19 protein-coding genes and 4 pseudogenes are annotated in these 23,747 nt (G+C 53.6%); 18 read left to right on the top strand and 5 right to left on the bottom strand.

Annotated elements, in window-relative coordinates:
• Positions 1 to 43 precede the first annotated feature (43 nt).
• Positions 44 to 691, top strand: a complete 648-nt coding sequence (locus ACHHV8_RS22325) for a response regulator transcription factor (protein ID WP_395161666.1) — start codon at positions 44 to 46, stop codon at positions 689 to 691.
• Positions 684 to 1,907: a HAMP domain-containing sensor histidine kinase gene (locus ACHHV8_RS22320; RefSeq protein ID WP_395161665.1), complete on the top strand. Its 1,224-nt coding sequence runs from the start codon at positions 684 to 686 to the stop codon at positions 1,905 to 1,907. Before ACHHV8_RS22325 ends, ACHHV8_RS22320 begins: the two co-directional genes overlap by 8 nt.
• 108 nt (positions 1,908 to 2,015) lie before the next feature.
• On the opposite strand, the pseudogene ACHHV8_RS22315 reads toward ACHHV8_RS22320, so the two are convergent.
• A pseudogene (locus ACHHV8_RS22315) lies at positions 2,016 to 3,468 on the bottom strand (IS1182 family transposase).
• 137 nt (positions 3,469 to 3,605) lie between these two features.
• Here ACHHV8_RS22315 and ACHHV8_RS22310 point away from each other — a divergent pair.
• Positions 3,606 to 3,971: a hypothetical protein gene (locus tag ACHHV8_RS22310; RefSeq protein ID WP_395161664.1), complete on the top strand. Its 366-nt coding sequence runs from the start codon at positions 3,606 to 3,608 to the stop codon at positions 3,969 to 3,971.
• Positions 3,886 to 5,013 carry a class I mannose-6-phosphate isomerase gene (locus ACHHV8_RS22305; protein ID WP_395161663.1) on the top strand — a complete coding sequence of 376 codons (1,128 nt, stop codon included), beginning with the start codon at positions 3,886 to 3,888 and terminating at the stop codon, positions 5,011 to 5,013. The genes ACHHV8_RS22310 and ACHHV8_RS22305 overlap by 86 nt, the downstream gene beginning before the upstream one ends.
• Before the next feature lie 313 nt (positions 5,014 to 5,326).
• Here ACHHV8_RS22305 and ACHHV8_RS22300 read toward each other — a convergent pair whose 3' ends face one another.
• Positions 5,327 to 5,923, bottom strand: coding sequence for a YdeI/OmpD-associated family protein (locus tag ACHHV8_RS22300; RefSeq protein ID WP_395161662.1), 597 nt, complete (start codon positions 5,921 to 5,923; stop codon positions 5,327 to 5,329).
• 637 nt (positions 5,924 to 6,560) lie between these two features.
• On the opposite strand from ACHHV8_RS22300, the gene ACHHV8_RS22295 reads away from it, so the two are divergent.
• The 6 genes and pseudogenes from ACHHV8_RS22295 (at position 6,561) to ACHHV8_RS22270 (ending at position 14,310) form a co-directional block, all read left to right on the top strand.
• Positions 6,561 to 8,630: a bifunctional aldolase/short-chain dehydrogenase gene (locus ACHHV8_RS22295; protein WP_395161661.1), complete on the top strand. Its 2,070-nt coding sequence runs from the start codon at positions 6,561 to 6,563 to the stop codon at positions 8,628 to 8,630.
• 58 nt (positions 8,631 to 8,688) lie between these two features.
• Complete coding sequence (locus ACHHV8_RS22290) at positions 8,689 to 9,060, top strand: sensory rhodopsin transducer (RefSeq protein ID WP_395161660.1); 372 nt, start codon at positions 8,689 to 8,691, stop codon at positions 9,058 to 9,060.
• A gap of 24 nt (positions 9,061 to 9,084) precedes the next feature.
• Positions 9,085 to 10,347, top strand: coding sequence for an L-rhamnose isomerase (gene rhaA, locus ACHHV8_RS22285; protein WP_395161659.1), 1,263 nt, complete (start codon positions 9,085 to 9,087; stop codon positions 10,345 to 10,347).
• 70 nt (positions 10,348 to 10,417) lie between these two features.
• Positions 10,418 to 11,846 (top strand): annotated as a pseudogene (locus tag ACHHV8_RS22280) (rhamnulokinase).
• Positions 11,847 to 11,873: 27 nt separating this feature from the next.
• Positions 11,874 to 12,636, top strand: a pseudogene (locus ACHHV8_RS22275) (DeoR/GlpR family DNA-binding transcription regulator).
• A gap of 527 nt (positions 12,637 to 13,163) precedes the next feature.
• Positions 13,164 to 14,310, top strand: a pseudogene (locus tag ACHHV8_RS22270) (benzoate/H(+) symporter BenE family transporter).
• Positions 14,311 to 15,027: 717 nt separating this feature from the next.
• On the opposite strand, the gene ACHHV8_RS22265 reads toward ACHHV8_RS22270, so the two are convergent.
• Positions 15,028 to 15,981 carry an aldo/keto reductase gene (locus ACHHV8_RS22265; protein WP_395161658.1) on the bottom strand — a complete coding sequence of 318 codons (954 nt, stop codon included), beginning with the start codon at positions 15,979 to 15,981 and terminating at the stop codon, positions 15,028 to 15,030.
• 32 nt (positions 15,982 to 16,013) lie between these two features.
• A complete protein-coding gene (locus ACHHV8_RS22260; protein ID WP_395161657.1) occupies positions 16,014 to 16,334 on the bottom strand; it encodes an NIPSNAP family protein in 321 nt (106 codons plus the stop codon).
• Between the two features lie 301 nt (positions 16,335 to 16,635).
• Between ACHHV8_RS22260 and ACHHV8_RS22255 the strand changes: the two genes are divergently transcribed.
• The gene (locus ACHHV8_RS22255) at positions 16,636 to 17,349 is read left to right on the top strand and encodes a glycoside hydrolase family 73 protein (RefSeq protein WP_395161656.1); all 714 of its coding nucleotides are present in this window, start codon (positions 16,636 to 16,638) and stop codon (positions 17,347 to 17,349) included.
• A 131-nt stretch (positions 17,350 to 17,480) separates the two neighbouring features.
• Here the strand turns inward: ACHHV8_RS22255 and ACHHV8_RS22250 are convergent, their stop codons facing one another.
• The gene (locus ACHHV8_RS22250; protein WP_395161655.1) at positions 17,481 to 18,245 is read right to left on the bottom strand and encodes a sulfite exporter TauE/SafE family protein; all 765 of its coding nucleotides are present in this window, start codon (positions 18,243 to 18,245) and stop codon (positions 17,481 to 17,483) included.
• Between the two features lie 181 nt (positions 18,246 to 18,426).
• Between ACHHV8_RS22250 and ACHHV8_RS22245 the strand changes: the two genes are divergently transcribed.
• The 7 genes from ACHHV8_RS22245 (at position 18,427) to ACHHV8_RS22215 (ending at position 23,714) form a co-directional block, all read left to right on the top strand.
• Complete coding sequence (locus tag ACHHV8_RS22245; RefSeq protein WP_395161654.1) at positions 18,427 to 19,326, top strand: LysR family transcriptional regulator; 900 nt, start codon at positions 18,427 to 18,429, stop codon at positions 19,324 to 19,326.
• A 150-nt stretch (positions 19,327 to 19,476) separates the two neighbouring features.
• On the top strand, positions 19,477 to 19,755 hold the full coding sequence (locus ACHHV8_RS22240; RefSeq protein WP_395161653.1) for a hypothetical protein: 279 nt from the start codon (positions 19,477 to 19,479) through the stop codon (positions 19,753 to 19,755).
• Positions 19,709 to 20,326 carry a family 78 glycoside hydrolase catalytic domain gene (locus ACHHV8_RS22235; RefSeq protein WP_395161652.1) on the top strand — a complete coding sequence of 206 codons (618 nt, stop codon included), beginning with the start codon at positions 19,709 to 19,711 and terminating at the stop codon, positions 20,324 to 20,326. The genes ACHHV8_RS22240 and ACHHV8_RS22235 overlap by 47 nt, the downstream gene beginning before the upstream one ends.
• A 24-nt stretch (positions 20,327 to 20,350) precedes the next feature.
• Positions 20,351 to 21,103, top strand: coding sequence for an alpha-L-rhamnosidase-related protein (locus ACHHV8_RS22230; RefSeq protein WP_395161651.1), 753 nt, complete (start codon positions 20,351 to 20,353; stop codon positions 21,101 to 21,103).
• On the top strand, positions 21,072 to 21,650 hold the full coding sequence (locus tag ACHHV8_RS22225; protein WP_395161650.1) for an alpha-L-rhamnosidase-related protein: 579 nt from the start codon (positions 21,072 to 21,074) through the stop codon (positions 21,648 to 21,650). The genes ACHHV8_RS22230 and ACHHV8_RS22225 overlap by 32 nt, the downstream gene beginning before the upstream one ends.
• A 214-nt stretch (positions 21,651 to 21,864) precedes the next feature.
• Complete coding sequence (locus ACHHV8_RS22220; protein ID WP_395161649.1) at positions 21,865 to 22,824, top strand: carbohydrate ABC transporter permease; 960 nt, start codon at positions 21,865 to 21,867, stop codon at positions 22,822 to 22,824.
• A gap of 44 nt (positions 22,825 to 22,868) precedes the next feature.
• Positions 22,869 to 23,714 carry a carbohydrate ABC transporter permease gene (locus ACHHV8_RS22215; RefSeq protein ID WP_395161648.1) on the top strand — a complete coding sequence of 282 codons (846 nt, stop codon included), beginning with the start codon at positions 22,869 to 22,871 and terminating at the stop codon, positions 23,712 to 23,714.
• Positions 23,715 to 23,747 lie beyond the last annotated feature (33 nt).

Raw genomic sequence — 23,747 nt, 5'->3', positions numbered from 1 at the left:
CGTGTCACGGCTACGCGGCACCGCTCAGGAAGGGGGCTCGGAGATGAACCTGCTGCTCGCAGAGGATGAGCCGCTTATGCTGCAGATTCTGGAAGCTTATTTCCGCAAAGAGGGCTTCCGGCTGTTTCTTGCGCAGGACGGCGAGGCCGCCCTGGATATTTACTATAATCATACAATTGATTTGGCCATTCTGGATTGGATGATGCCGAAGCACAGCGGGATTGAGGTATGCCAGGAAATCAAGCAAACCGGCCGAACGAAAGTATTGCTGCTGACGGCCAAGGGAGACCCGGAGGACGAGCTGCTCGCCCTGAAATCCGGTGCGGACGATTATGTGCGCAAGCCGTTTGATCCCCGCATTCTGATTCTCCGGGCCCAAAAGCTGCTGCAGCTCACCTCGAAGCTGATGATCGGCGATCTGACCGTCGATCTCGAAGGACAGAAGGTGTACCGCGGCGGCACGGACGTGCTGGCAACGCATAAGGAATTTCAACTGATGAAATATCTTGCGCTCAACAGAGGCCAGATCGTGACGCGTAAAATGCTTCTCGACCAGGTATGGGGTTTCGATTATTTCGGCGAAGAACGGACGGTCGATACCCACATCCGCAGGCTTCGGGAAAAGATCGGCGAGCAGCATATCAGAACCCATCGCGGGATGGGCTATTGTCTCGAGGCTGCCGATGAGTAAGCTGACGCGGAAGCTGATCGTGCGGATCACCGCCGCGCTGTGCGTTGTATTTGTTCTTTCGTTTGCGGTGAATACGTATTTTTTGCCGAAATATTTCTTGTATCAGAAAAAGCACAAGCTGGCCGAGCTCGTCTCCGGGCTTACCGCAATGGACATTGGTCCCTTAATCGAGCAGATTCCCGCGATAGAGGAGCAGAACGAGGTGACGATCGCCTATGCCCCGCTGTCGGATCCGGTCAATGATCTGAACAGCGGGCTGCTGCTGCTGCTGAACCGCAAAGGCATTGCGCTCAGCAAATTTTGGCTGACGGAGGAGAGCATCGCGCTGCTGCGCGACGGTGGACGGGTCAATAAAATATATGACCAGACGAAGCTGAAATCCAGCTTTCTGGCTAATTTCGTGACCGTTGGCGGCTCCGTGTTCGTCATAGGCGAATCGATCACGCATTCGGCGGAAACGATCCGAATCGTCAATCATTTTAATGCCTACATTTGGATCGGCATGCTGCTGCTGCTTATCCTGCTCTCCGCATTGTATACAGCGCGGATCGTCAAGCCGCTTGCGACGCTGAATGAGACGGCCGAAGCAATCTCCCATTTATCTTTTACCAAGGCGGACATTCGGACAGGGGACGAGATCGAGACTTTGGCCCGCAGCATTAACCGGATGAGCGATAAGCTTGAAGCATCGCACCGGTCGCTGGAAGAGAGGAATGCCAATCTGCGCACGTTTATCGCGGACATTTCGCATGAGCTGAAGACGCCGCTGTCGCTGATCCGGGTGTATACGTCCGGGCTGCAGGACGGTCTGGATGACGGTACATATGCCGGCGTTATCCGTCAGCAGAGCGAAGAGATGGCCGGCTTGATCGAGCGGCTGCTGGAATTTTCCCGGCTGCAGGTCGTGTCCTACAGTATGGAGGCGGTCGATTTTCACCGGTTGGCGCTGGAGACGCTTGACGCTTATAGCATTGCGTTCGAGCAGCAAGGGCTGATGCTGGAGATTGAAAACCGGCTGCCCGAGACCGCATGGGTGACGGCGGATCGGCCCAAGCTGGAGTCCGTGCTTCACAATGTTCTCAGCAATGCGCTGAAATATACGGTCGGCTCTCGGGTTAATGTAGGGATGCGAACGGAGAGAAATACGGTTTGCTTCCGCATTTCCAATGAGACGGACATTGGCGACGATGCCCGGTGGGATCGGGGAGGCCACTGAAGAACTTACGTTTTTTCGGTGAGTCCAGGCGTTAGGCGAAAAAAATGCGGCACCTGTTCCGATTTTCTCGGAGGGTACCGCATTTTTCATAGGGCTTTACGCTATTTTTTAGTCAGCCAGTTTCAATATCCGCTTTAAGTTTACTGCGAATATGGCCATAGCTCCTTGTATCTGCATGCCTAACAGACCCGAGGACGTGGCTACGTCGTACCCGTGCCGGTGCTTAAGTTCGCTGTTTTTGGCCTCGATCTTGTACCGTTCTTTCGCCTTCTCTTTGAAATACTCCGTTTCCTGGAATGCCATCTGCTCGGCGTGCTCCCCGGATTTAATGCTCACCGAGTACGTTTTACTTTTAGAGCCCTCCTTGTAGCATCCTTCTTTGAAGGGGCATCGTTTGCATAGCTCCACATCGAAATAGTAAGTGTCCTTTTGGTTTTTGCTGATTCCCTTTTTTCCTGTCCGCGCTTTCCGAATCGCCATATGGCCTGCCTTGCATACATACATGCCTGCATCTTTATTGAATTCGAATTCATCTTCCTTTTTGCGCATACCCTGGGTGATTTGTGGGTTAAGCCGGGAGACGAGTTCAATCTGATTTTCCTTGCTGTATGCGATGTTTTCTTTTTCCGAATAGGCCATATCGCCAATTACCGTCTTTACATCCATGCCCGCAGCCTTGCTTTTCTCGATGAGCGATTGCAACTGCTTGCCATCGTTCTTCTCTCCGGTCGTTACAATTGCCGCCGTAATGATTCGTTCCTCACTCATGGCAATATGCGTCTTATAGCCAAAAAACGAGGAATCTGCACTCTTGTGGCCGACGCGCGCATCCTGATCTTGCGAGATGCGCAGTTGTTCTATGTCATCCTCGACGGTCTCTTTTAGCAGATTCAACGGTTCTGTAATCTTAGGCAGTTGGGCGATACCAAGCCCGGTTTCGGTAACCTTGATGAGCTTCTGGCAATAGTCGATCTCGGCCTCGAGCGTATCCACGGCGTTCTTGGCAGGTAGCTTCCCCTTCAGCGATTCGTCGATAGAGTAGATGGCTTTTCGCAATTTGCGGGAACGGTTCGTGTAAAATCTCCCTCGGTGATTTCTGGTTATAACGGGCTTTTGTATGCGTCGCGTCCACGATGATGGAGGTGCTCGTTAAAATCCCTTGCGCAGTAGCTAGTTCAACTGTCTTGCCGATGAGCAGATCCAGCAGATCCATGTTTTTTAACCGCAACTTGCGGAACTTCGTAAGGGAGCTCGGGTCGATGACGGCTTCTTCCGGAGCCATCTGAAGGAAGTATTTAAAAGACATATCGTACCGGGAGCGCTCGACCAGATCCACGTCCGACACCTCGAAAATAGCTTTCAGAAGCAGATATTTAAACATCCGCAACGGATCGATGGCGTTACGGCCGTTGTCCAAACAGTAGTTAGCTTTCAATTCGTCGTAGACGAAGGAGAAGTCAACCAGCTCATTTATCTGGCGTAGCATGTTGTCTTTCGGCACGATGAGGTCATATAGCGCTGTGTATGGGCTTAATGCAAAAGAAAGTTGAGGCTGGAACATGGTCTTCACCCTTCCGACGTATTACTTTAAAGTATACAAGAAAAAAGGCACAGCGCCCTCAAAATATTGAGAGTCTGTACCTTTTCATTAACGGACTTTTTCAGTGGCCTCGGGATCGGGTGTGGGAGCCTTTTTACGTGATGGAGAGCTCCCGCAGCAAACAATTCAGCGGCACCGGCCTCGGCTTGCCGATTGCCCGAACGATTTTGCAAAACCATAACGCTTCCTTCGGTCTTGAAGCGAAGGCGGGAACGGTCACCTTTTACTTCTCCCTGCCGCTTGTTTCCAGCCAGCCGCTCGGTGAGCCGCTGGATCGGAGACGGGATGTGAAGAAAGGGAAGACATCCGGTGTGAAATTCCTTATGATACAAGTAGGCATCTGTCTATGGATAAAGATCATGAGGAGGCTTTCGATTGATGAAACTAGAGGAACAAGGAAACGCTGCTGCCGATTCGCGACGGCCATTGAAGCTTCTTCCCAACCGGGTATGGCGGACGTATGAGGGAGGCGGGCTGCTGGATCGGTGGCATGGGGCGGATGCGCCGTCAGATGGTGCTTTCCCGGAGGATTGGGTCGGCTCGCTCGTCCGGGCCGCTAATGTAGGGCGCGAGCACATTACGGAAGGCTACAGCCAATATATAGGCTCGGACGGTACCGTTCGATTGCTTAAGGAAGCGGTAGAGCGCAGTCCGCAAAGCTTTCTCGGAAGCGGGCACGTCGCCAAATATGGCGTACAGTCCGCCTTGCTTGTGAAAGCGCTTGATTCGAGTGAACGTCTGACGATTCAAGTACACCCGGACCGGAAGTTCGCCAAGGAACAGTTTCAGTCGGATTACGGCAAGACGGAGGCTTGGTATGTGCTCGGAGGGCGCACGATCGATGGAGTGGAGCCCTATTTGCTGATGGGCTTTAAGCCAGGCATAACCCGCGAGGTATGGCGCAAGCTTTTCGAGGCTCAGGATATCGAGGGCATGGTGGATGCGCTCCACCAAATCCCTTTACGGGAAGGAGAGGTATTTCTGGTAGAGGGGGGCGTGCCGCATGCGATCGGCAGCGGCTGCTTCTTAATTGAGATCCAGGAGCCGACCGATCTGACGCTCCGTACGGAAAGAACGACGCCGCGGGGCCATGCCGTGCCGGATCAGGCATGCCACCAAGGGATCGGATTCGAGCGGATGCTCGACTGCTTTCATTATGAAGATCTTAGCTACGACGAAACGATGCAGCGCTGGAAAAAGGATCCGATCTTGCTGACGGGGACGGAAGAAGGCTCCGAATGGCAGCTGATCGGAAGCCGGGATACGGATTGCTTCCGCATGCACCGGCTGGAGGTTGCAGGCCGCTGGCGCCTGAAGCCGCAGGACAGCTTCTTTACCGCTATCGCCGTGAAGGGCTCCGGCAAGCTGAGCTGGGCGGGCGGAGAGCTGTCTGTCCAGGCCGGCGACTCTTTCTTTATTCCCGCGGACAGCGAAGAGCTGGAGCTCATTCGCAGCGGTGACGACGCGCAGGCGCTGCAGGTGCTGCTCTGCTTCCCGCCGGCATAGCATTTATGAGCGCCCGGCGATGAGGTTCGACCGGCCGCCGTCATGCAGCGAAGCACGCGCGCCGGGAGCTGCGCGGCCGTATCCGCTCTAAGCGGAGCCCGAAAGTTCTTACTATGCAGCCGCCGGAAAAAAGCTGTACGGATGCGAGAACACTGCGTTTAGAGGCGGGGGCCTGAGCTTTATCTTATTTATTCCTTTGCCGCAGGCTCAGCCTGTGGTTTTTCTTAACATGATACAATTTATATGTTTTCGGGGCCCGCAAAGTACCTGAGTCTGCTTCGAAGCACAAGCCCCACTTTGTGGGGTTATTTTATTATTTATCGTTTAATCCCTTGCCGTCGAGAATTTGCTGTACATATTTTTCGACCCTGGACTCCCGGGTTTTGGATTGCTTGGGTTCGGAGAAATAAAGCAGGTAGGCTCTTTGCCGTCCCGGCGTCAATGCTTCAAAGGCCGTTTTCAAGGCAGGCATTTCGTCGAATTTATTTTGAAGCTCTTCAGCAACGGTATATTCCGCAGGCTTTTTAAAATCCACTTCCAAACCGGCTTTTTCAACTTCAATGGCTTCATGAATATAAGCTTTCAGGATATTTTTCAATTCATCGATTTCTTCAGCATTGGTGAACCGGATCTGACGCGCCGCCTGCACATTCTCCGTCTGCTGGATTAGAATCCCCCGGGGGTCTTTTAATAAAGCGCCTTTATGGAACAGAAGCGCGCAATATTCTTTGAATCCATGGATTAGAACGATGTTTTTATTCTCCAGCGTGTAACAAGGATGCATCCACTTAAAATCTTCGGTCAGCCCGCAGTCAAGAACGATCGCCCTCAGCTTCTCGTATTCTTCCTTCCACGTTTTGGCTTTACTTAAAAACGCATCAACCTTCGGATTCGTTGTGCGGTTGGTCATCAAGAAACAACTCCTTTTCATCCGTAAAAATAGGGTGTTTTAAATAAGCAGTTCATCTTCAAAATCCAATGGATTGCTATTTAGCTTGTCCCAATTTGCGGCTCACCCATGCTGACGGACACGGAGCGGGGACATACCGATCATAACCTGATGCGCGCGGTCGATTAACTCTCACGACTCTAAGCGGGCTCTGTCGAAACATGATCTTCTATAACGTCCCCTGCTCCGGCGAGCAATGCATAATGAGTTATTCAGCATTTGTCGGTGGGTCTTGGATCATAGAGCCTCTATACGGCTTTAGATAGGGGCCCAAGTGAAGTGGCTTAACGGCTTTTCGTTTTTCTTCGCTTATCTGAATCCGCATTTCCCAGGTTCCATTGTACTTCCTTTTTATGGATTGCACAATTTGCGTACAGGCTTATCTAAATATATTTGAACACGACTTCAAACACGGTACGTAAACTTTTCGCCCCATACCTGTTCCCTCTCTAGCGTCCGGCGTATGGGTTTGCTCCACAATTCATCTTCGCTTCTTTTGTTTTGTTTTTGTTTATTTTTGATTTTAGTGTATTCAAACAAAAACAAATGTGCTAATATAAAAACAAATCCAAATAAACATTTACTCGGAGGTATAGTCATGGTACAAAGTTTGTGGGAAGCATCAAAGGCAGCAGAGCTCGCTACAGGGCTGGATCAACTGGTTTACCGTTCCAATCTGATCGGCACGGATCGCCGCGTTTGCAATTACGGCGGCGGCAATACCTCGAGCAAAACTATCGTGAAGGATTTCCGCGGCCGCGATGTGGAAGTCATGTTCGTGAAAGGCAGCGGTTCCGACCTCGCTACGATGAAAGCGTCCAATTTTACCGGCCTGCGCATGGACGACATTCGTCCGCTGTACGAGAAAGACGAAATGCCTGACGAAGAGATGGTTGCCTATCTGGCCAACTGTATGATCGACGCGAAGCATCCGCGCGCTTCTATCGAAACTTTGCTTCATGCTTTTCTTCCATTTAAACATGTAGACCATACGCACCCGGACTCCATCATCAGTCTTTGCTGCGCAGACAACGGCAAAGAGCTGGCGAGCGAAATTTTTGGCGACCGTTTCGTATGGGTTCCTTATATCCGTCCCGGCTTCAAGCTGTCCAAAATGATCGCAGAAGGCGTAAGAAACAATCCTAAAGCTGAGCTTGTTCTGATGGAGAAGCACGGTCTGGTGACTTGGGGCGAAACTTCGGAAGCGGCTTATGCCCAAACGATCAAAATCATTACTGAAGCGGAAAGCTTCATCGAAGCCCGCATTAACGAATGCAAAGTATTCGGCGGCGTGAAGCACGGTGCTTTGGCTGCGGAACAGCGCAGAAGCATTGCGGCGCAAGTCATGCCAACGATCCGCGGTGCGGTAAGCGACGCGAAGAAAATGATTCTTTCGTTCGACGACGCGGAAGACGTGCTTCAATTCGTAGGCGGAGAAAATTCGGCACAGCTGTCCCAGGTTGGAGCGGCTTGCCCGGATCACCTCGTTCATACGAAAGTGGTTCCGCTGTTCATCGACTGGACGCCGAACGCAGAAGATGTCGACGGCTTGAAAGCGAAGCTGAAAGAAGGAATTGCAGCTTATAAAGAAGAATATAAAGCTTACTTCGAGCGTAACAAAAATGAAGGCGACGTGATGTTCGAAGCGGCTCCGCGCGTCATTCTGATCCCGGGCGTAGGTATGATCAATACCGGCAAAAGCTGGGCGATGTCGCAAGTCAGCGGCGCTTTGTACCACCGCGCAATCGCAGTGATGAGAGGCGCTACGGCATTGGGCAATTTCGTTTCCTTGAGCGAGAACGAGTCTTACAACGTAGAGTACTGGCCGCTTGAGCTTTACAAGCTGTCCTTGGCTCCGGCAGAAGCCGAATTCTCCCGCAAAATTGCTTTCATCACCGGCGGAGCGGGCGGTATCGGCAGCGAAACGGCACGCCGTCTGGTTTCCGAGGGCGCACATGTGGTGCTGGCGGATTTGAACCTCGAAGGCGCTGAGAAAGTCGCTTCCGAAATCAACGCGAAGTATGGCGAGAACCGCGCATTCGCCGTGAAGATGGATGTAACGAACGAAGAGATGATCAAAGACGCTTATGCGCAAACGGCTCTTACTTACGGCGGTGTTGACATCATCGTCAACAATGCGGGGCTTGCGACGTCCAGCCCGTTCGATCAAACCTCGTTGAAGGAATGGAACCTGAACATGAACGTGCTCGGAACGGGTTACTTCCTTGTTGCCCGCGAAGCTTTCATCATCATGAAAGAGCAGGCGATCGGCGGTAACATGGTGTTCGTCGGCTCCAAAAACTCGGTATATGCCGGCAAAAACGCAACGGCCTACAGCGCGGTCAAAGCACTGGAAGCGCATCTTGCACGCTGCATCGCCGCAGAGGGCGGAGAATTCGGCATTCGCGTCAATACGATTCTGCCGGATGCCATCCTGCAAGGATCGGCCATTTGGAACGGAAGCTGGCGCAATGAGCGTGCCGCTGCCTATGGCATCGAGCCGGACCAGCTGGAAGAATACTACCGCAAGCGTACAACATTGCTGGTCAACATTTATCCGCGTGATATTGCGGAAGGCATCGCGTTCTTCGCTTCTTCGAAAGCGGACAAAACGACAGGCTGCATGCTGACGATCGACGGCGGCGTACCTGCTGCTTTCACCCGCTAATCCGCGGCTGCAATCGCAATGAAGTTAGGATGATTTAATTATAAGGAGGAGCTGTCATATGCCATCGGCTACTGGGGAAAAGGTATGGATTATTCCTGATGGTTACATTCCGGAGCTTAGCTCCGGAGCGTTAACCAGCCACGAATCGATTTGTGTATTGAATACCGCATCGGAGGATGCCCATTTAAGCATCACGATCTTCTTCGAGGACCGCGACCCGCTGGAAAATATGGAAGAAGTGGTCCAGGCCCGCCGTACGAAGCATATCCGCACAAGCTCCTTAGCAAAAGAAGGGACGCCAATACCTGTTGGCGTTCCCTACGCTATAGAAGTGAAGAGCAATATCCCGATTATCGTACAATACAGCCGCTTGGATGCCACTCAGGCTGAAAACGCTCTTATGTCGGTCATCGCTTACCCGATCAAATAATATATAGCTTAAGGAGTTGTACAAATGGATAAAAACGTTCAAGCCAATTATGAGCTGGCTAAAGAGCTGTATGCATCCCACGGGATTGATGTCGATCAAGTGCTCGAGCAGCTGGATAAAGTGAAAATTTCCATGCACTGCTGGCAGGGAGACGATGTCAAAGGCTTCCTGAACCGCGATCAGGATTTGACCGGCGGGATCTCCGTTACTGGGAATTATCCAGGGGCGGCGCGTACGCCTGCCGAGCTTCGTGCCGATCTTGAGAAAGCGTTCTCGCTGATCCCGGGCAAGCACAAGGTAAACCTTCACGCGATTTATGCGGATACGGACGAGAAGGTTGAGATCGACAAGCTGGAACCGAAGCACTTCCAATCCTGGGTGGAATGGGCTAAGGAGCAGGGTCTGGGCCTGGACTTCAACCCGACTTGCTTCTCTCACGAGAATTCCAAGGACGGCTTTACGCTGAGCCACGCCAATCCTGAAATTCGCCAGTTCTGGATCGACCACTGCAAAGCTTCCAGAAAAATCGGCGCCTACTTCGGCGAACAGCTGGGCCAAACCTGCGTAACGAACGTATGGATCCCGGACGGCTACAAGGATGTTCCGGCCGACCGCATGGCTCCAAGACAGCGTCTGAAATCCGCATTGGATGAAGTGTTTGCCGAAGAACTCAACCCGGCTTACAACCTGGACGCAGTAGAAAGCAAGCTGTTCGGCCTCGGATCCGAAGCGTATGTTGTAGGCTCCCATGAGTTCTATATGGGCTACGGCATTCAGAACAACAAACTGATCTGTCTGGATGCGGGACACTTCCATCCGACAGAAGTTATCTCGAATAAATTGTCCTCGCTTGCCCTGTTCACAGACGGCATTCTGCTGCACGTCAGCCGCCCGATGAGATGGGACAGCGACCATGTCGTCACCATGGACGATGAGCTGATCGAAATCGGCAAGGAATTGGTGCGCGGCGGACTGCTGGAAAAAACACATATCGGTCTCGACTTCTTCGACGCGAGCATCAACCGTGTTGCAGCCTGGGTTATCGGTACGCGCAACACGATCAAAGCGCTGATGCGCGCCATGCTGGATCCGGTGGAAGCTTTGAGAAAAGCCGAGCTGGCGGGAGATTATACTACGCGTCTGGCTTTGACGGAAGAATTCAAATCGTATCCGTTCGGCGCGGTTTGGGACTACTACTGTGCGTCCAAAGGCGTTCCCGTACGGGAAGAATGGCTTGCCGAGGTGAAATCCTACGAGCAGGAAGTGCTACTGAAGCGCGGCATCTAATTAACGAATAAGGGTGATACCTTTGGGAAACATTATTGCGTTTGATCTGGGGGCAAGCAGCGGAAGAGCGATGCTGGGCCGCTTGATAGACGGCAAGATCGAGATTACGGAGCTTCACCGGTTTTCCAATGATCCAGTGCAGGTGGGCGACCGCCTGCATTGGGATATTCTGCGTTTATACCACGAGATCAAGCAGGGGCTGCTGAAGGCCAAGAACCAGGGCATCGAAATAGCGAGCATCGGGATCGATTCCTGGGCGGTCGACTTCGGCTTCATCGGTCCGAATGGCGAACTGATCGGCAATCCGTATCATTACCGCGACCGCCATACGGAGCATATGATGGAGAAGCTGTTTGCGGAGCTTCCGGCCTCCGAGGTTTTTGCAAGGACGGGAATCCAGTTTCTTCAGTTCAACACGATCTTCCAGCTCTTTGCGTTGAAGCAGGCGAACTCGCCATGGCTGCAGGAGGGCAACCGCTTCCTCATGATTCCGGATTTGCTGCGGTACTTCCTGACCGGAGAAATGCACAACGAATTTTCCAATGCGACGACGACCCAGCTGTATAACCCGGTTGAGGGGCAGTGGGATCAAGAGCTTCTGAAGAAGCTGGGCTTCCCTGCATCGTGGTTTGGCGAAGTGCTGCAGCCGGGAAGTCAAGCGGGTGTCCTGCAAGCGTCCGTCTGCGAGGAGCTGGGCCTTCCGGCCATTCCGGTTTATGCGGTAGCTGAGCATGACACGGGCTCTGCTGTAGCGGCCGTACCGGCGACAGACCGTTCCTTCGCTTACCTGAGCTGCGGAACCTGGTCGCTGATGGGCACCGAGGTGCAGGAGCCGGTTATCCATGAGACGGCTCAAAAGCTTAATTTCACGAACGAAGGCGGAGTCGAGGGCACCTATCGCCTGCTCAAAAATATTATGGGCCTGTGGATTCTCCAGGAAAGCCGCCGCGAATGGGAGAAGGCGGGACAATCGTATTCGTTCCCTGAGCTGGTGAAGCTTGCAGGGGAAGCGAAGCCGTTCGGCGCCTTCATTGACCCGGATCATTCCATGTTCTTGGCGCCTGGAGATATGCCAACACGCATCGCTCAATACTGCCGTGAAACGGGCCAGCAAGCGCCGGAAACGGTTGGCGAATTCGTCCGCTGCATTCTGGAAAGTCTGGCGTTAAAATACCGGTTCGTCTTCGAAATGACCGAACGCTTATCGAACCAGGCCTTCAACGGCCTGCATATGGTCGGGGGCGGCATCCAGAATACGCTGCTGTGCCAATGGTCTGCCAACGCGATCGGCAAGCCGGTATGGGCGGGGCAACTCCGAAGGCAGCGCCATCGGCAATATGGCGGTGCAATGGATCGCGCAAGGCGTCTTCGCCGATATTTGGGAAGCGCGCCAAGCGATCCGGGACTCCTTCCCGGTTATCGAATACAAGCCTGAGGATCAAGAGCTGTGGGGCGGCGCCTACGAGAGATTCGTACAGCTGACGGGCATTGCAGAATAATACAGCCAGTGAAATGAGGTCATCTATGTGTTAGCTGCGGAGCGTTATGAGAAAATTGTAAGTGTGGTTAATCAAAGAGGGGCGATAAGGGTTTCCGAGCTTAGCGAGCTCTTCCAGGTGACGGAGGAGACGATCCGCCGCGACCTGGACCAGCTTGGAGCAGGCGGGCCGTCTGAGCCGCTCGCATGGCGGAGCGGTGAGCATCAAGGACGACCAGCAACCGGAAATTCCCTATTTCGAACGGGAAATCACTTACGCCGAAGAGAAGAAACGGATTGCCCAGGCCGCGATCAAGCGGATCGGCCCGAAGGATCGGATTCTTCTTGATGCCAGCTCAACGGCGTGGTATATGGCTGCGGAAGTACCTGATCTTCCTCTGACCGTGCTTACCAATTCGATCAAGGTCGCCACGGAGCTGAGCAGCAAAGAGAAGATCGATGTGATCTCGACGGGCGGCCTGCTGGCTCAGCGTTCCCTGTCTTTTGTCGGGCCGCTGGCCGAACGTTCTCTCGATGCCTATCACGTAGATAAAGTCTTTCTATCCTGCAAGGGAGTGCATCTGGAGAGGGGCATCAGCGAGTCTAACGAGCTGCAGGCCCGGATCAAGGAACGGATGATCGGCATGGCGGATGAGGTGATTCTGCTGGTGGATTCGAGCAAGTTCGGCGTCCGCGCGTTCACGCATGTAGCCGATCTGTCCGAGGTCGACGTGATTATCACGGATCACCGCATTCCCGGGGATACGGTCAAGCAGCTGCAGGACCGCGGCATGGAAGTCATTATCGTTTGAAATGAAGTATAGCCAGGAACTCTGCTCTGTAGTATTCTTCTAAAGAGAGGGCCCTGGACAAGATAAATAAGCAAGCGGCGGGCCAGAGGATCGTTCTGGCCTGCCGTTTTTTTCAACATGATAGAAATGATATGTTTTCGGGGTCCCCGCAAAGTACCTGAGTCCGCTTCGAAGCATAAGCCCCACGTTGTGGGGTGAGCTTGTCGAGAAACCCTGAATTTGTGTGATACTCCGGTGGGGTATCCTCCTACAGCCGCTGTTGAAACCCGTGAATCGGATTAAATTTAAAGGTATTTTCACGGATTTCAAAGGCGGACGTAAACTAAGCGTTTTTCGGAGAAAAACGGACTTCGTAAGCTTGGATACCCCACCTGCGTCTGTGCTCCTTTTTCACTTAAAGGCGGGTTTCTCGACAGCCTGGCCCCACTTTGTGGGGTTATTTCATTCCGCTCAGGGCTCACATTACAGCTTAACGGAGGCAGCACGTGAATACACAGAACCTGTCAACAGGCTTTTTATCTGCGCTGATGGCTTGTACGGGGCCGGTCATTCTTGTCATCGACGCCGCGAATGCCGCGGGCTTCAGCCGGCCGCAGCTGATTTCATGGATTTTTGCGATTTATTTTTTTGGCGGCTTGCTAAATCTCATTCTGCCGCTTATTTTCAAAATTCCGATTGCCGGAGCCCACTCGATCACCGCGGCCGCGTTCTTGAGCACGGCGGCGGCCGGATTCTCGATCTCCGAGCTGGCCGGTAGCTACATGCTGGCCGGTCTGCTCATCGCGATTGTCGGCGCCTCCGGGCTTTTTGTCAGATGGCTGCGGTTTATTCCGCGGCCGATGCTCGATGCGATGCTGGCCGGGCTTGTCCTCAATTACATCGTCAAAATGGTGCCGGCCTTCAAGCATGCGCCGGTGGTAGGCTTGTTTACGGCCGCCGGATTTTTGATTATGCCGAAGCTCTCAAGCAAAATTCCGCCGATCATCGGCGTGCTGGGCTTCGGGCTGATCGGGTTGCTTATCAGCTCGTCCTTTCCTCCGCTGAAGGAAGCGATTGTCGTATGGCCGCAGACGATCGCGCCATCCTTTACGGTCAACGGCTTCATTTCCATCACGATCCCGGTGGCGATTCTGATTCTAAGCAACGATGTGGCGGTCGCACTCGCTGCGCTGCGCAAGAACGGCTATGAGCTGCCGGTGAACCGCATCTTGATTATATCCGGTCTGGCCACGGTCTTTGTCGGCTGGTTCGGCGGCCATGCGGCCAACATCGGGGGCATGATGAGCGCGGTATGCAGCCAGGAGGAAGCGGGGCCGCGGAAGCAGCGCTACTGGGCGGCGGTCGTATCTGCCGTGCTGGTTCGTGTTGTTCGGGCTGTTCGCTTGGGCGACAGTGCTCGTTATCGAGGTGCTGCCGCTTGATTTCGTCACTCTGATCGCTGGCTTTACGCTCGTAGGCGTGCTGCTGAACAGCATGCAGTCCGCTTTCTCCGAGAAGTCTTACCGGTATTCCACTCTGTTTGCCTTTGCTGTCGCGGTGTCCAACGTGACCTTCCTGGGCGTGGCGGCGCCGGTCTGGTCGCTTATTATCGGCGTGCTGTCGGGCAAAATATTGGGGGAGGGCGAGAAGAGGAAAGAGCCGGAGACAAGCGCAGGCGGGCTTAGTATGAAATGAACTAAGCCTTTGGCGAAGCACTGGACGACGCTAATCTGTCAGAGGACTGCTGAAAAGAGCGGAGCGTGCCGTGAGGAGCTGTTCTGCAGAAGCTCCACGCAGAGATTCAGCGTGAAAGCTAAACGCAAGAGCCGAGGGTCAAATCTTGACGTAGAAGCCAAACGTAGGAGCCCAGGGAGAAGCTCAACGCAGAAGTCCAGCGCAGCACCTCGACGCAGAGGTTTGGCGCAAGGGCTCCACGCATGAGCTTAACGTAGGAGCACAGTGTCGAAACTCGACACAGAGCCCAGCGCAAAGCTCAGCGCAAGGGCCCGGTATAGTCCGCGCATGAGCTCAAAGTAGAGGCTTAACGCATAGCCTCATCGCAGAGGCTCAGTGCAGTCCGCGCATGAGCTAAATGCAATAGCCAAGGGCCAAAGTTTGTCGCTGAGCCTCAACGCAGAGACTCCACTGTTGAAACTCAGCGCAAAAGCCAAACGCCCGCCGCTATCCCCTGATTTCAGCCGCTGTAAGCGGAGGAAATCAGGGGATAGCAGCGAGCGTAAGAAGGCTTCGCACGTGAAGCAGTAGTTTAGCTTTTCCAGCGGCTTCCGATCAGACATCAGGATTTGGAGCTAATCGTACAGCATGTCTTTAACCGGACAACGCGCGCGAAACCCAATCGCGCGTTGCGGCGCTTCATGGCGGCGGACGGTCGAGCTCCGCGGCAGGAAGCCGCTATTCAGAGACGGCAATGCTGCGGATTTCAGCCAATGTGGCTTCATCCAATGTCACGTCGGCCGCGGGCAGTACGCCCAGAATGTGGCTCGGCTTGCGCACGCCGACAATGGCGCTGGTCAATGCCGGATGAGCCAGCACGTAAGCGACCGCCAGCTGCGGCACCGTCAGGTTGAACCGTGCGGCGACTTCCTTCAGCTTCTCGACGCGGTCGACGTTCTTGCGCAGCCCTTCACCGGTATGCGCGGCGTTGCGGGAACGCCAATCGTTCGCCTCGAACTTCGTATCGTAGGTGTAGTTGCCGGACAGCAGGCCCGAGGTCAGCGGGCTGTAGGCCACAACGCCGATTCCTTTTTCAAGGCAGAACGGCAATATTTCCTTCTCGACTGCAGGCCGGAGAATCGAGTAAGGCGGCTGCAGGGAATCGACATGCCGGACGGCAAGAGATTGCTCGAGCAAAGGAACGTTGTAATTGCTTACGCCGACATAACGCACTTTGCCGTCCTGAACCAGCTTGTCCATCGCCCGCATCGTTTCTTCCGCAGGTGCGTTCGTTTCGGTATCCGGCCAGTGCATCTGATACAGATCGATGTAGTCCGTGCCCAGCCGGCGCAGCGACGCCTCCGCTTCACGAATGACCGAGTCGTAGGTGCCGTTTTTGGAAATGACCTTGTCTTCATTCCATACAAGCCCGCATTTGGTTGCCAAGACAACCTTATCCCGGTCTCCTTTAAGCGCTTTGCCGATAATTTCCTCCGAATAACCGAGTCCGTACACAGCGGCGGTATCATAGAAGGTGACTCCCGCATCCAGCGCCGCCCGGACGCTCTCGTGGGAGGATTGATCGTCCTGCTCGCCCCAAGCGCTGGCCCAGCCGGCTCCTCCGATTGCCCAAGATCCGAACCCGATGACGGAAATCTCCGGGCCGTTTTTACCTAATTTACGATATTTCATCTTCATTCGCTCCTTCCGTTACGGGTTTGGTTTTATTGCGGGAAGTAGGGGGCGCGCTTCAAAAAAATGCTTTCCACCTTTTCCACGATCGGGCCGTCCTTCTCCGATTCGCTTTTGACCTGAAGCCATTCTGCGTCGCTGCGGAACGCTTCCCACTTTTGCTCGCGTTCCTCCCTGTTCTCAAATGCCACTACATAGTAAAGACGGCTATGCTCAGGGTCCGTGTCCTCCCAGAACTCGGTAACCTTCATCCCGTGCTTGGCAAAAATACGCAAAGTATGATTGGAAAACCGGTTGTTGATAGCCTCCATTTTACCCGGGTACATATAGTAAATACGAAGTTCATACAGCATGGAACGCTCCCCTTTCGATCAATAAATTCATACCTGTCCCATTATAAGCCACTTTGTCCTGACTGGAAATGACTGAATATTTGCATACTTAGTTTCTTCAAGTTAAGTATGTAACCTCATCGTGGAGCAAAAGACGGGCCTCGCTCCCTTGCGTTGAGGCGTTTGTCAGAGTGCTCAGGTATACTTACAGAACGCCTGAAAGACGGCGAGCATACATATAGGGTATCCCGGAAAAGCCTGAACGGGCAGTCCGCTTTGATGAATACAATAGTATAGAAGAAGCGGAAAGGAGTGAGATGATTTGAGCACAACGCCGCAAGAAGCGTTCATTGCACAAATTTCGGACTACGCGGTGATGGACATGGTACGGACCGTGCTGCTCGGCAAGCCTGTTCTGGCCAGCTATACCATTGCCCAAGCATGCCTGGAATCGGCTTACGGCAGGTCGGCAGCGAACGGCAACTATTTCGGCATCAAAGGCTCCGGAACGGTTTATACCACCGTTGAATATATTTTCGGGCAGTGGATAACGACCACAGCCAGCTTTGCTTCTTATAACAGCCTGGAGGCTTCCGTCATAGCTCATTCGCAGTTTTTAATGGAAAACAGCAGATATACGGCGAGCGGGGTATTTAAGGCCGGAGAGGAACGGGATTATAAAGCGGCGGCGAACGCTCTGCAGAAAGCAGGGTATGCTACCGACCCGTCCTACGCATCCAAGCTTATCGCCATCATTGAGAAATATGGTTTAGACGCATACGACAAGGAGGCGGATGAAATGCTGTCGATCATTACTCAGCTGCAAAATCAGCTGCAGGTGCTGGAAAAAACGGTGGAAAGCCACACCATTACTATTCAAAATTTAAAAGAAAGAGCAACCATGACGGACGTGCCGGACTGGGCGCAGGGAGCCGTAGACGCCGCGGTAGCTGCCGGGCTGATTGATACGCCGAAGGGCGGAAGCTACGACTTTTACAGGGTGCTTACCGTCTTTCACCGGAAAGGACTCTTTTAACCCATAACAAAGCATTTCAGTCCACGGCTGTTGAGAAGCCTTCAATGAATAAACGGAACGTATAATTTCGAGTCGTGAGGGCTTCTCAATAAGCCATGAATGAGACAAGGCGGGTTCCGCTCGGGGACAAGCTATGACCTCAGCATCAAAAGCAGCGCCCCGACCGAAGGCATGGCGATCATGGCGGTTTTCAGCACCCCCAGCGGCACGCGGTTGGTGAATTTGGCACCGATGTAGGAGCCTAACATAGAGCCGACGACCACCTGGATCAGCAGCGGAATGTCCAGGTAGCCCATCTGATAATAGCCGGCTCCGCCGGCCAGGGCTATGGGGATAATGACCAGCATGGTCGTGCCCGCGGCCTGTCGGATCGAGAGCCCAAGGAGCATAATCATGCCGATCTGGATGAACGGAGTGGAGCCGATGCCGAAAAATCCCGACATCGCACCGGTAACGAGCCCGATACCTACTGCGGAGCACCAGAAGCGGATGCCTGTGCCTTGGACAGGCAGGCTTGCTTTCGCAGACGGACCGCGCATGGCGGAGGTGCGGATCCACAGCAGCACGGAGGACAGAAACAGCATGCCGGCGGTCATCCACATCAAGTGTTCCGCAGGCACATAAGCGGAATAGCCCGAGCTGATCCAAGCTCCCGCCGCGCCGGTGAGGCCGATGATTACCCCTGGCTTGACCGCAATATTCCCCTCGCGGTAATGGCTGAACGCCCCGGACAATGTTGTAAATACCATCGCGGCCAGCGAAGTGCCCAGAGCCGTATGAATGGAAAAGCCGAAAGCGGTGCTCAGCATCGCAATAATAAAGCCGGAGCCTCCCGCCCCGACAAAGCCCAGCAGCATGCCGATCAACAGCATGGTCCCGATAATAGTGAATTCCATACGACTTCCCTCCAAATAGATAACGAATTTGTAATGAAGCTTCTATGTTCATTAAAGCACGGGATGAATGATGCGTCTAATGTATTAAAATCAAATGAATCATGATAATATGTAATCATTCAGAATGGTGCAGGTAAACTCGTTAACCATAACATGGAAAGAAGAAGGGAGAGCGGCGCTCATGGAATGGCAGCAGATCGAATATTTTCAGGCTGTGGCGCAGCTGCAGCATTTTACGAAGGCGGCGGAACGGCTGTCGGTATCCCAGTCCACGCTAAGCCGTTCGATTGCCAAGCTGGAGGAGGAGCTGGGGGTTCCCTTGTTCGAGAGGGCCGGAAGGGGCGTATCGTTAAACGCGTACGGGGAGTTATTTTACAAACGGACGCACCGCGTCCTGCAGGATATCGAGGAGGCGAAGCAGGAAATATGGGACTTGCTGAAGCCGGATTACGGAACGCTGTCCTTCGCTTTCCTGAAGTCGCTGGGCGGCTTCGAGGTGCCGCGACTGGTGAGCCGATTCCTGGCCGAGCATCCCCAGGTGCAGTTTCAGCTGTATCAGAAATCGTCCAGCGAAATGATGGAGCAGCTGCTCAGCGGTGAGATTGACTATTGCTTATCCTCGATGACGGAGGAACGCCCGGACATTGAGTGGGAATATTTGTGGACGGAGGATCTGTGCGTCTATGTAGGAAGCCGTCACCCTTTAGCGCAGCGCAACGGCATTTCACTGTATGAAATCGCGGAGGAACGGATCGTGGCGTTGAAGAAAGGGTACGGGACCCGTACTATCTTCGACGAGCTGTTCCGGGAAGCGGGATTAATGCCGAACATTACGTTCGAGGGAGAGGACCCGGTCACGATCATCGGATTCGTTGCGGCGGAGCTTGGAGTGGCTTTGCTGCCCAGGGTGATGCGCGTGGATATGTCCGAGGTCGTGTGCCTGGAGGTCCGGGAGCCGGTGTGCCAGAGAAGAATCGGAATAGCATGGAATTCGCGCAGATATTTAAGCCCGGTCGCCCGGCAGTTTTACCGCTTTCTGGTCGATTATTACCGTGAGGGAAGCAGGGCAGGGCGTCTTTGACCGGCACACCTTTCATTTTTATACATACGTACTGCTTATTTTGGCTTCCTCCGTGCAAGCGGCTGTGGTAAGGTTGTAATGATATCGCTTACAATAAATGGGAGACGGCGGGACAAGCCATCGTCCTACTAAATAATGAAGGAGAACCCGATGAATAAGCAATGGAGCGCCCAATGGATTCAAGACCCCGACTTCTCAGGCTTAAAGCCTTTTTCTATGCTGCATAAGGAACTTAATCCGGTTACGCATACGCATCCGGAAGAGCTGAAGAACCGGCATACGCTGTTTCGGAAAAGCTTCGTTCTGTCCGCACTGCCGCAGCGGGCCGAGCTGGATATTACGGCGGATGACTATTACAAGCTGTATGTCAACGGCGTCTTCGTTGCCCAAGGTTCATGCGCAAAGCTATCCGACCCATTATTTCTATAATCGTCTCGATCTTCTGCCGTATCTTCGGGAAGGGGAGAACGTGCTGGCGGTTCATGTATACTACCAAGGACTGATGAACCGTTCCATGAACAGCGGGGATTTACGGCAGGGCTTGATCGCGGAGCTGCTTGCGGATCAGAGCGTACAAGCGGTTACGGACGAAAGCTGGAAGTATGCCCGCGCCCGGGAGTATATTGGCGAAGAGACGATTGGCTACGATACGCAGTATTTGGAGCGGATCGACAGCCGTCTGGAGCACAAAGGCTGGGAACAGCCGGGATACGATGACAGCGGATGGGAGCAGGCGATGACCGCCGCGCCGGATCATCAGCTGGCGCTGCAGCCGACGCCTGTGTTGAGTGTCTACGAGCGGCGTCCGCAATCGGTCCGGCAGCTGTCGGACGGCCATTACTTGATCGATTTCGGCACGGAGCTGACAGGCCAGTTTACGATGAAAGCCAGCGGCGTGGGCGGAGAACAAATTCTGATCCGCTGCGGAGAAGAATTGAATGCGGAAGGAACTGGCGCCAGGTACGAGCTTCGCTGCAATTGCAAATACGAAGAAACGTGAGCCTTGTCCGGGGAAGAGGATGTCTTGTCGTTATACGACTATAAAGCATTCCGGTACGTCGAAGTGCTGGGACCGGCAGCGTCCCTTGAAACGGACAGCTTCGCCGCCGTCGTGCGCCATTATCCTTTGGACGAAGGCCGCTGCCGGTTCCAAAGCTCGGATTCCGTGCTCGATCAGATCTGGTCAATTTGCGCGAACGGAGTGAAATACGGCTCGCAGGAAAATTTCGTGGATTGTCCGAGCCGGGAGAAAGGGCAGTACCTGGGCGATAATACGGTCATCGGGCATGCGCATATGTATCTGAGCGGAGATGTGCGTCTGGTCAAGAAGGCGCTCGGGGACTTCGCCCGCAGCACGGCCGTATGTGAAGGAATGATGGCTGTCGCTCCGGGAAATTTCATGCAGGAAATCGCCGACTTTTCCCTGCAGTGGCCGATGCAGCTGTGGCAGTACTACCAGTTTAGCGGCGACGAGGCGTTTTTGCGGGAGATGGCTCCGGTTGGTGAGGGCATTCTCGCTTATTTTGACAAGTATAAGAATGGAGCGGGACTGCTGGAGTCCGTTGTGGAAAAATGGAATCTCGTCGACTGGCCCGACAACTTGCGCGACGGCTACGACTTTCCGCTGACCCGTCCGGTTACGGAAGGGTGCCATAATGTCGTCAACGCCTTCTACTACGGATGCAAGCAGACGATGAACGCGATCAGAGAAGCGCTGGGGCAGCCGGTCGAGGAGCCTGACCCCATTGAAGAAGGCGTTCCTCGATCAATTTTATAGCGCTAGCACGGGCTTATTCGTAGATGCCGTAGACAGTAGGCACTCCTCGCTTCATGCCAACGTGCTGCCGCTGCTGTTCGGTTTGGCGCCTGAGGAGGCTGTGCCGAGCATCGTCCAATTGATCCGGGAGAAAAGGCTGCACTGCGGCGTATATTTCTCCTACTTCGTCTTAAAGGCCTTGGCTAAAGCCGGAGAATACGGGCTGGTTTACGAATTGATCCGCAGCGAGGACGAGCGCTCATGGGTCAACATGCTGCGAGAAGGTGCTACGACCTGCTTCGAGGCTTGGGGCAAGGGCAAGAAGTGGAATACAAGTCTGTGCCACCCGTGGGCAAGCTCGCCGATTCCGCTCTTGATCGAGGAAATTATCGGTCTCAAGCCGGGGCAGCCGGGCTGGAAGGAGGTGCGGTTTGAGCCGCACCTGCCGCGCGAGCTGGAAGAGGTGGAGTTAAGCTTCACCGTGCCGGCCGGGGAGATTCGCATTTCGATTGCGGAGGGGCAGCCGACCCTTGAAGTCAGCGCCGGAATAACGATGGTCACGCAATAATTGGTTTCAGTCAAATGTCTCTGATCCGCAGTGCTCAGGCTGCGGCTCAGAGGCATTTTTTTGCTGTGAATTTTGAACATAGGTCCTATGGATTTTCGATTATCCGCAGCCCTTCTGCATGATATATTTCAATTACTAACTAGGGCTGTCGTATTGTTGTAAGCGTTCACTTCAATACTTGCAGCCGTTGGAAATTGACGTGAGGTGAATAGCTATGCAGGCAACAGGAACAGAAAAGAGGGAGCAGATCTCCAGGCACGCGGTGACTGCCGTCAAACGAAAGCGTTTTCCGAAACGGCAGCTGTACTTTATGCTGCTGCCTAATCTTGTGTTGTTTACCGCACTGACAGTGTATCCGATTTTTTGGGCGCTGCGCTACATGTTTTACGATTATGACGGCATCCATGCGGCCACGTTTACCGGGGCGGATAACTTTATACGTCTGTTCACCAGAGACACGGTGTACTGGGATTCGCTGGTCAATACGCTCATTTATGCGGCGGGCAAGCTGTTGATCGTTATCCCGTTATCCTTTCTGGTGGCGGTGGTCATCAATCTCCGGTTTAGAGGCAGTACGCTGCTGCAAGCCGTGATTTTCAGTCCGACGATTATGAGCTCGGCGGTCATGGCGCTGATGTTTTACCTGCTGTTCAATGTATACAACGGGGACGTGAACCATTACCTGTCCCTCGCAGGGCTAATCGAGCAGCCGGTGGACTGGCTGGGGCAGCATTTTGCGATGATTACCGTCATTATTGTTGCGGTGTGGGGCGGATTAGGCAATTACATGGTTTACTTTCTGGCGGGGCTGCAGACGATCCCCAGGGACATTTACGAAAGCGCCGAGCTGGATGGGGTAACGTACTGGCAGCGGCTGTTCTACATTACTCTGCCGATGCTGGGGCCCGTTCTGAGGGTCATTCTTATGCTGGCGATTCTTAACTCGTTCCAGGATATTCAGAGCATTATGGTACTGACTGAAGGCGGGCCGCTCGGCAAAACGCAGGTCGTGTTCCTTTACATGTACCAGCTGTTCTTCCCGGTATCGACTTCGTCTCCCATTAAGCCGGAGATCGGCTATGGGGCGGCAGCCAGCGTCGTGACAGGACTCATTCTCGGCCTGATCACTTTAATCTATCTGTACCTGTCCAAGAAGCTGGAAAAAATATACTAGGAAGCAAAGCAACGACAACAATGAAACGGTAGGGGGAGTCACGCATGGAAAGGAAGGTTACCCGGGGGATCGGCCATATCATCAAGTTCGCTTTTTTGGCTGTCATTGTCCTCTTTACGGTGTATCCCGTTCTGTATACGATTATCGGCTCGTTCAAAACGAATATGGAGCTGCAGACAGGAGGAAGCTTCTGGCCTCAGGAATGGATGTTCTCCAACTATGTGCAGGCGTTCCGGCAGGCGGAGTTTCTCAAATATACATGGAACAGCGTTATCCTGAGCGGCATCACGATGCTGCTGTCTCTGGTCACTTCGTCCATGGCCGGTTATGTCATTGCAAGGCACGATTTTACAGGGAAGAGAGCGCTCATGGTCGCTTACTTATCCGTCATGTTCGTGGCGCTGGGGCCTATCGTGCTGTATCCGCAATATACTCTGATGCATCAGCTGGGCTTGACCGGAAACCTGCTGGGCTTGGCTCTCGTGCTGACGGGCGGCCAGGCGAGCAATATTTTCCTCATTATGGGCTTTGTCAAAAGTGTCCCCAAGGAGCTGGACGAGTCCGCTTTCATGGATGGCGCCGGTTATTTCAAAATTTATACGACGGTCATTCTGCCGCTGATCCGTCCGATTCTCGGGGTCGTCGCTTTGTTCGCCTTCCGGCTTGCCTGGAACGACTATATTACCGCCTTGGTATTCAGCATTCCGAATCCGGACATGAAGCCGCTGACCGTCGCGGTCGTCGGACTCCGGTATTCCGCTAACGCGGCTGCCGAGCTGCAAATTATGACCGCCGGAGCTTCGATTGCGCTGATTCCGATCCTGATCGTTTATTTCTTCACGAACCGCCAATTTATTAGCGGGCTGACGGCCGGAGCCGTAAAAGGTTAATGGGATTAAATTTTAGCATGCCCACTTATTTCG

This window comes from Paenibacillus sp. TAB_01 (genome assembly GCF_043945595.1).
Classification (GTDB): Bacteria; Bacillota; Bacilli; order Paenibacillales; family NBRC-103111; genus Paenibacillus_S.
Note: the sequence above shows the minus strand (reverse complement) of the source record. Positions and strands in the feature narration are given on the sequence as shown.

Excerpts from the sequence above, each read along its gene's own strand:
- ACHHV8_RS22325 (WP_395161666.1), top strand. The coding sequence starts at position 44 with ATGAACCTGCTGCTCGCAGAGGATGAGCCGCTTATGCTGCAGATTCTG.
- ACHHV8_RS22320 (WP_395161665.1), top strand. The coding sequence starts at position 684 with ATGAGTAAGCTGACGCGGAAGCTGATCGTGCGGATCACCGCCGCGCTG.
- ACHHV8_RS22305 (WP_395161663.1), top strand. The coding sequence starts at position 3,886 with ATGAAACTAGAGGAACAAGGAAACGCTGCTGCCGATTCGCGACGGCCA.
- ACHHV8_RS22300 (WP_395161662.1), bottom strand. The coding sequence starts at position 5,923 with ATGACCAACCGCACAACGAATCCGAAGGTTGATGCGTTTTTAAGTAAA.
- ACHHV8_RS22295 (WP_395161661.1), top strand. The coding sequence starts at position 6,561 with ATGGTACAAAGTTTGTGGGAAGCATCAAAGGCAGCAGAGCTCGCTACA.
- ACHHV8_RS22290 (WP_395161660.1), top strand. The coding sequence starts at position 8,689 with ATGCCATCGGCTACTGGGGAAAAGGTATGGATTATTCCTGATGGTTAC.
- rhaA (WP_395161659.1), top strand. The coding sequence starts at position 9,085 with ATGGATAAAAACGTTCAAGCCAATTATGAGCTGGCTAAAGAGCTGTAT.
- ACHHV8_RS22265 (WP_395161658.1), bottom strand. The coding sequence starts at position 15,981 with ATGAAATATCGTAAATTAGGTAAAAACGGCCCGGAGATTTCCGTCATC.
- ACHHV8_RS22260 (WP_395161657.1), bottom strand. The coding sequence starts at position 16,334 with ATGCTGTATGAACTTCGTATTTACTATATGTACCCGGGTAAAATGGAG.
- ACHHV8_RS22250 (WP_395161655.1), bottom strand. The coding sequence starts at position 18,245 with ATGGAATTCACTATTATCGGGACCATGCTGTTGATCGGCATGCTGCTG.
- ACHHV8_RS22245 (WP_395161654.1), top strand. The coding sequence starts at position 18,427 with ATGGAATGGCAGCAGATCGAATATTTTCAGGCTGTGGCGCAGCTGCAG.
- ACHHV8_RS22240 (WP_395161653.1), top strand. The coding sequence starts at position 19,477 with ATGAATAAGCAATGGAGCGCCCAATGGATTCAAGACCCCGACTTCTCA.
- ACHHV8_RS22220 (WP_395161649.1), top strand. The coding sequence starts at position 21,865 with ATGCAGGCAACAGGAACAGAAAAGAGGGAGCAGATCTCCAGGCACGCG.
- ACHHV8_RS22215 (WP_395161648.1), top strand. The coding sequence starts at position 22,869 with ATGGAAAGGAAGGTTACCCGGGGGATCGGCCATATCATCAAGTTCGCT.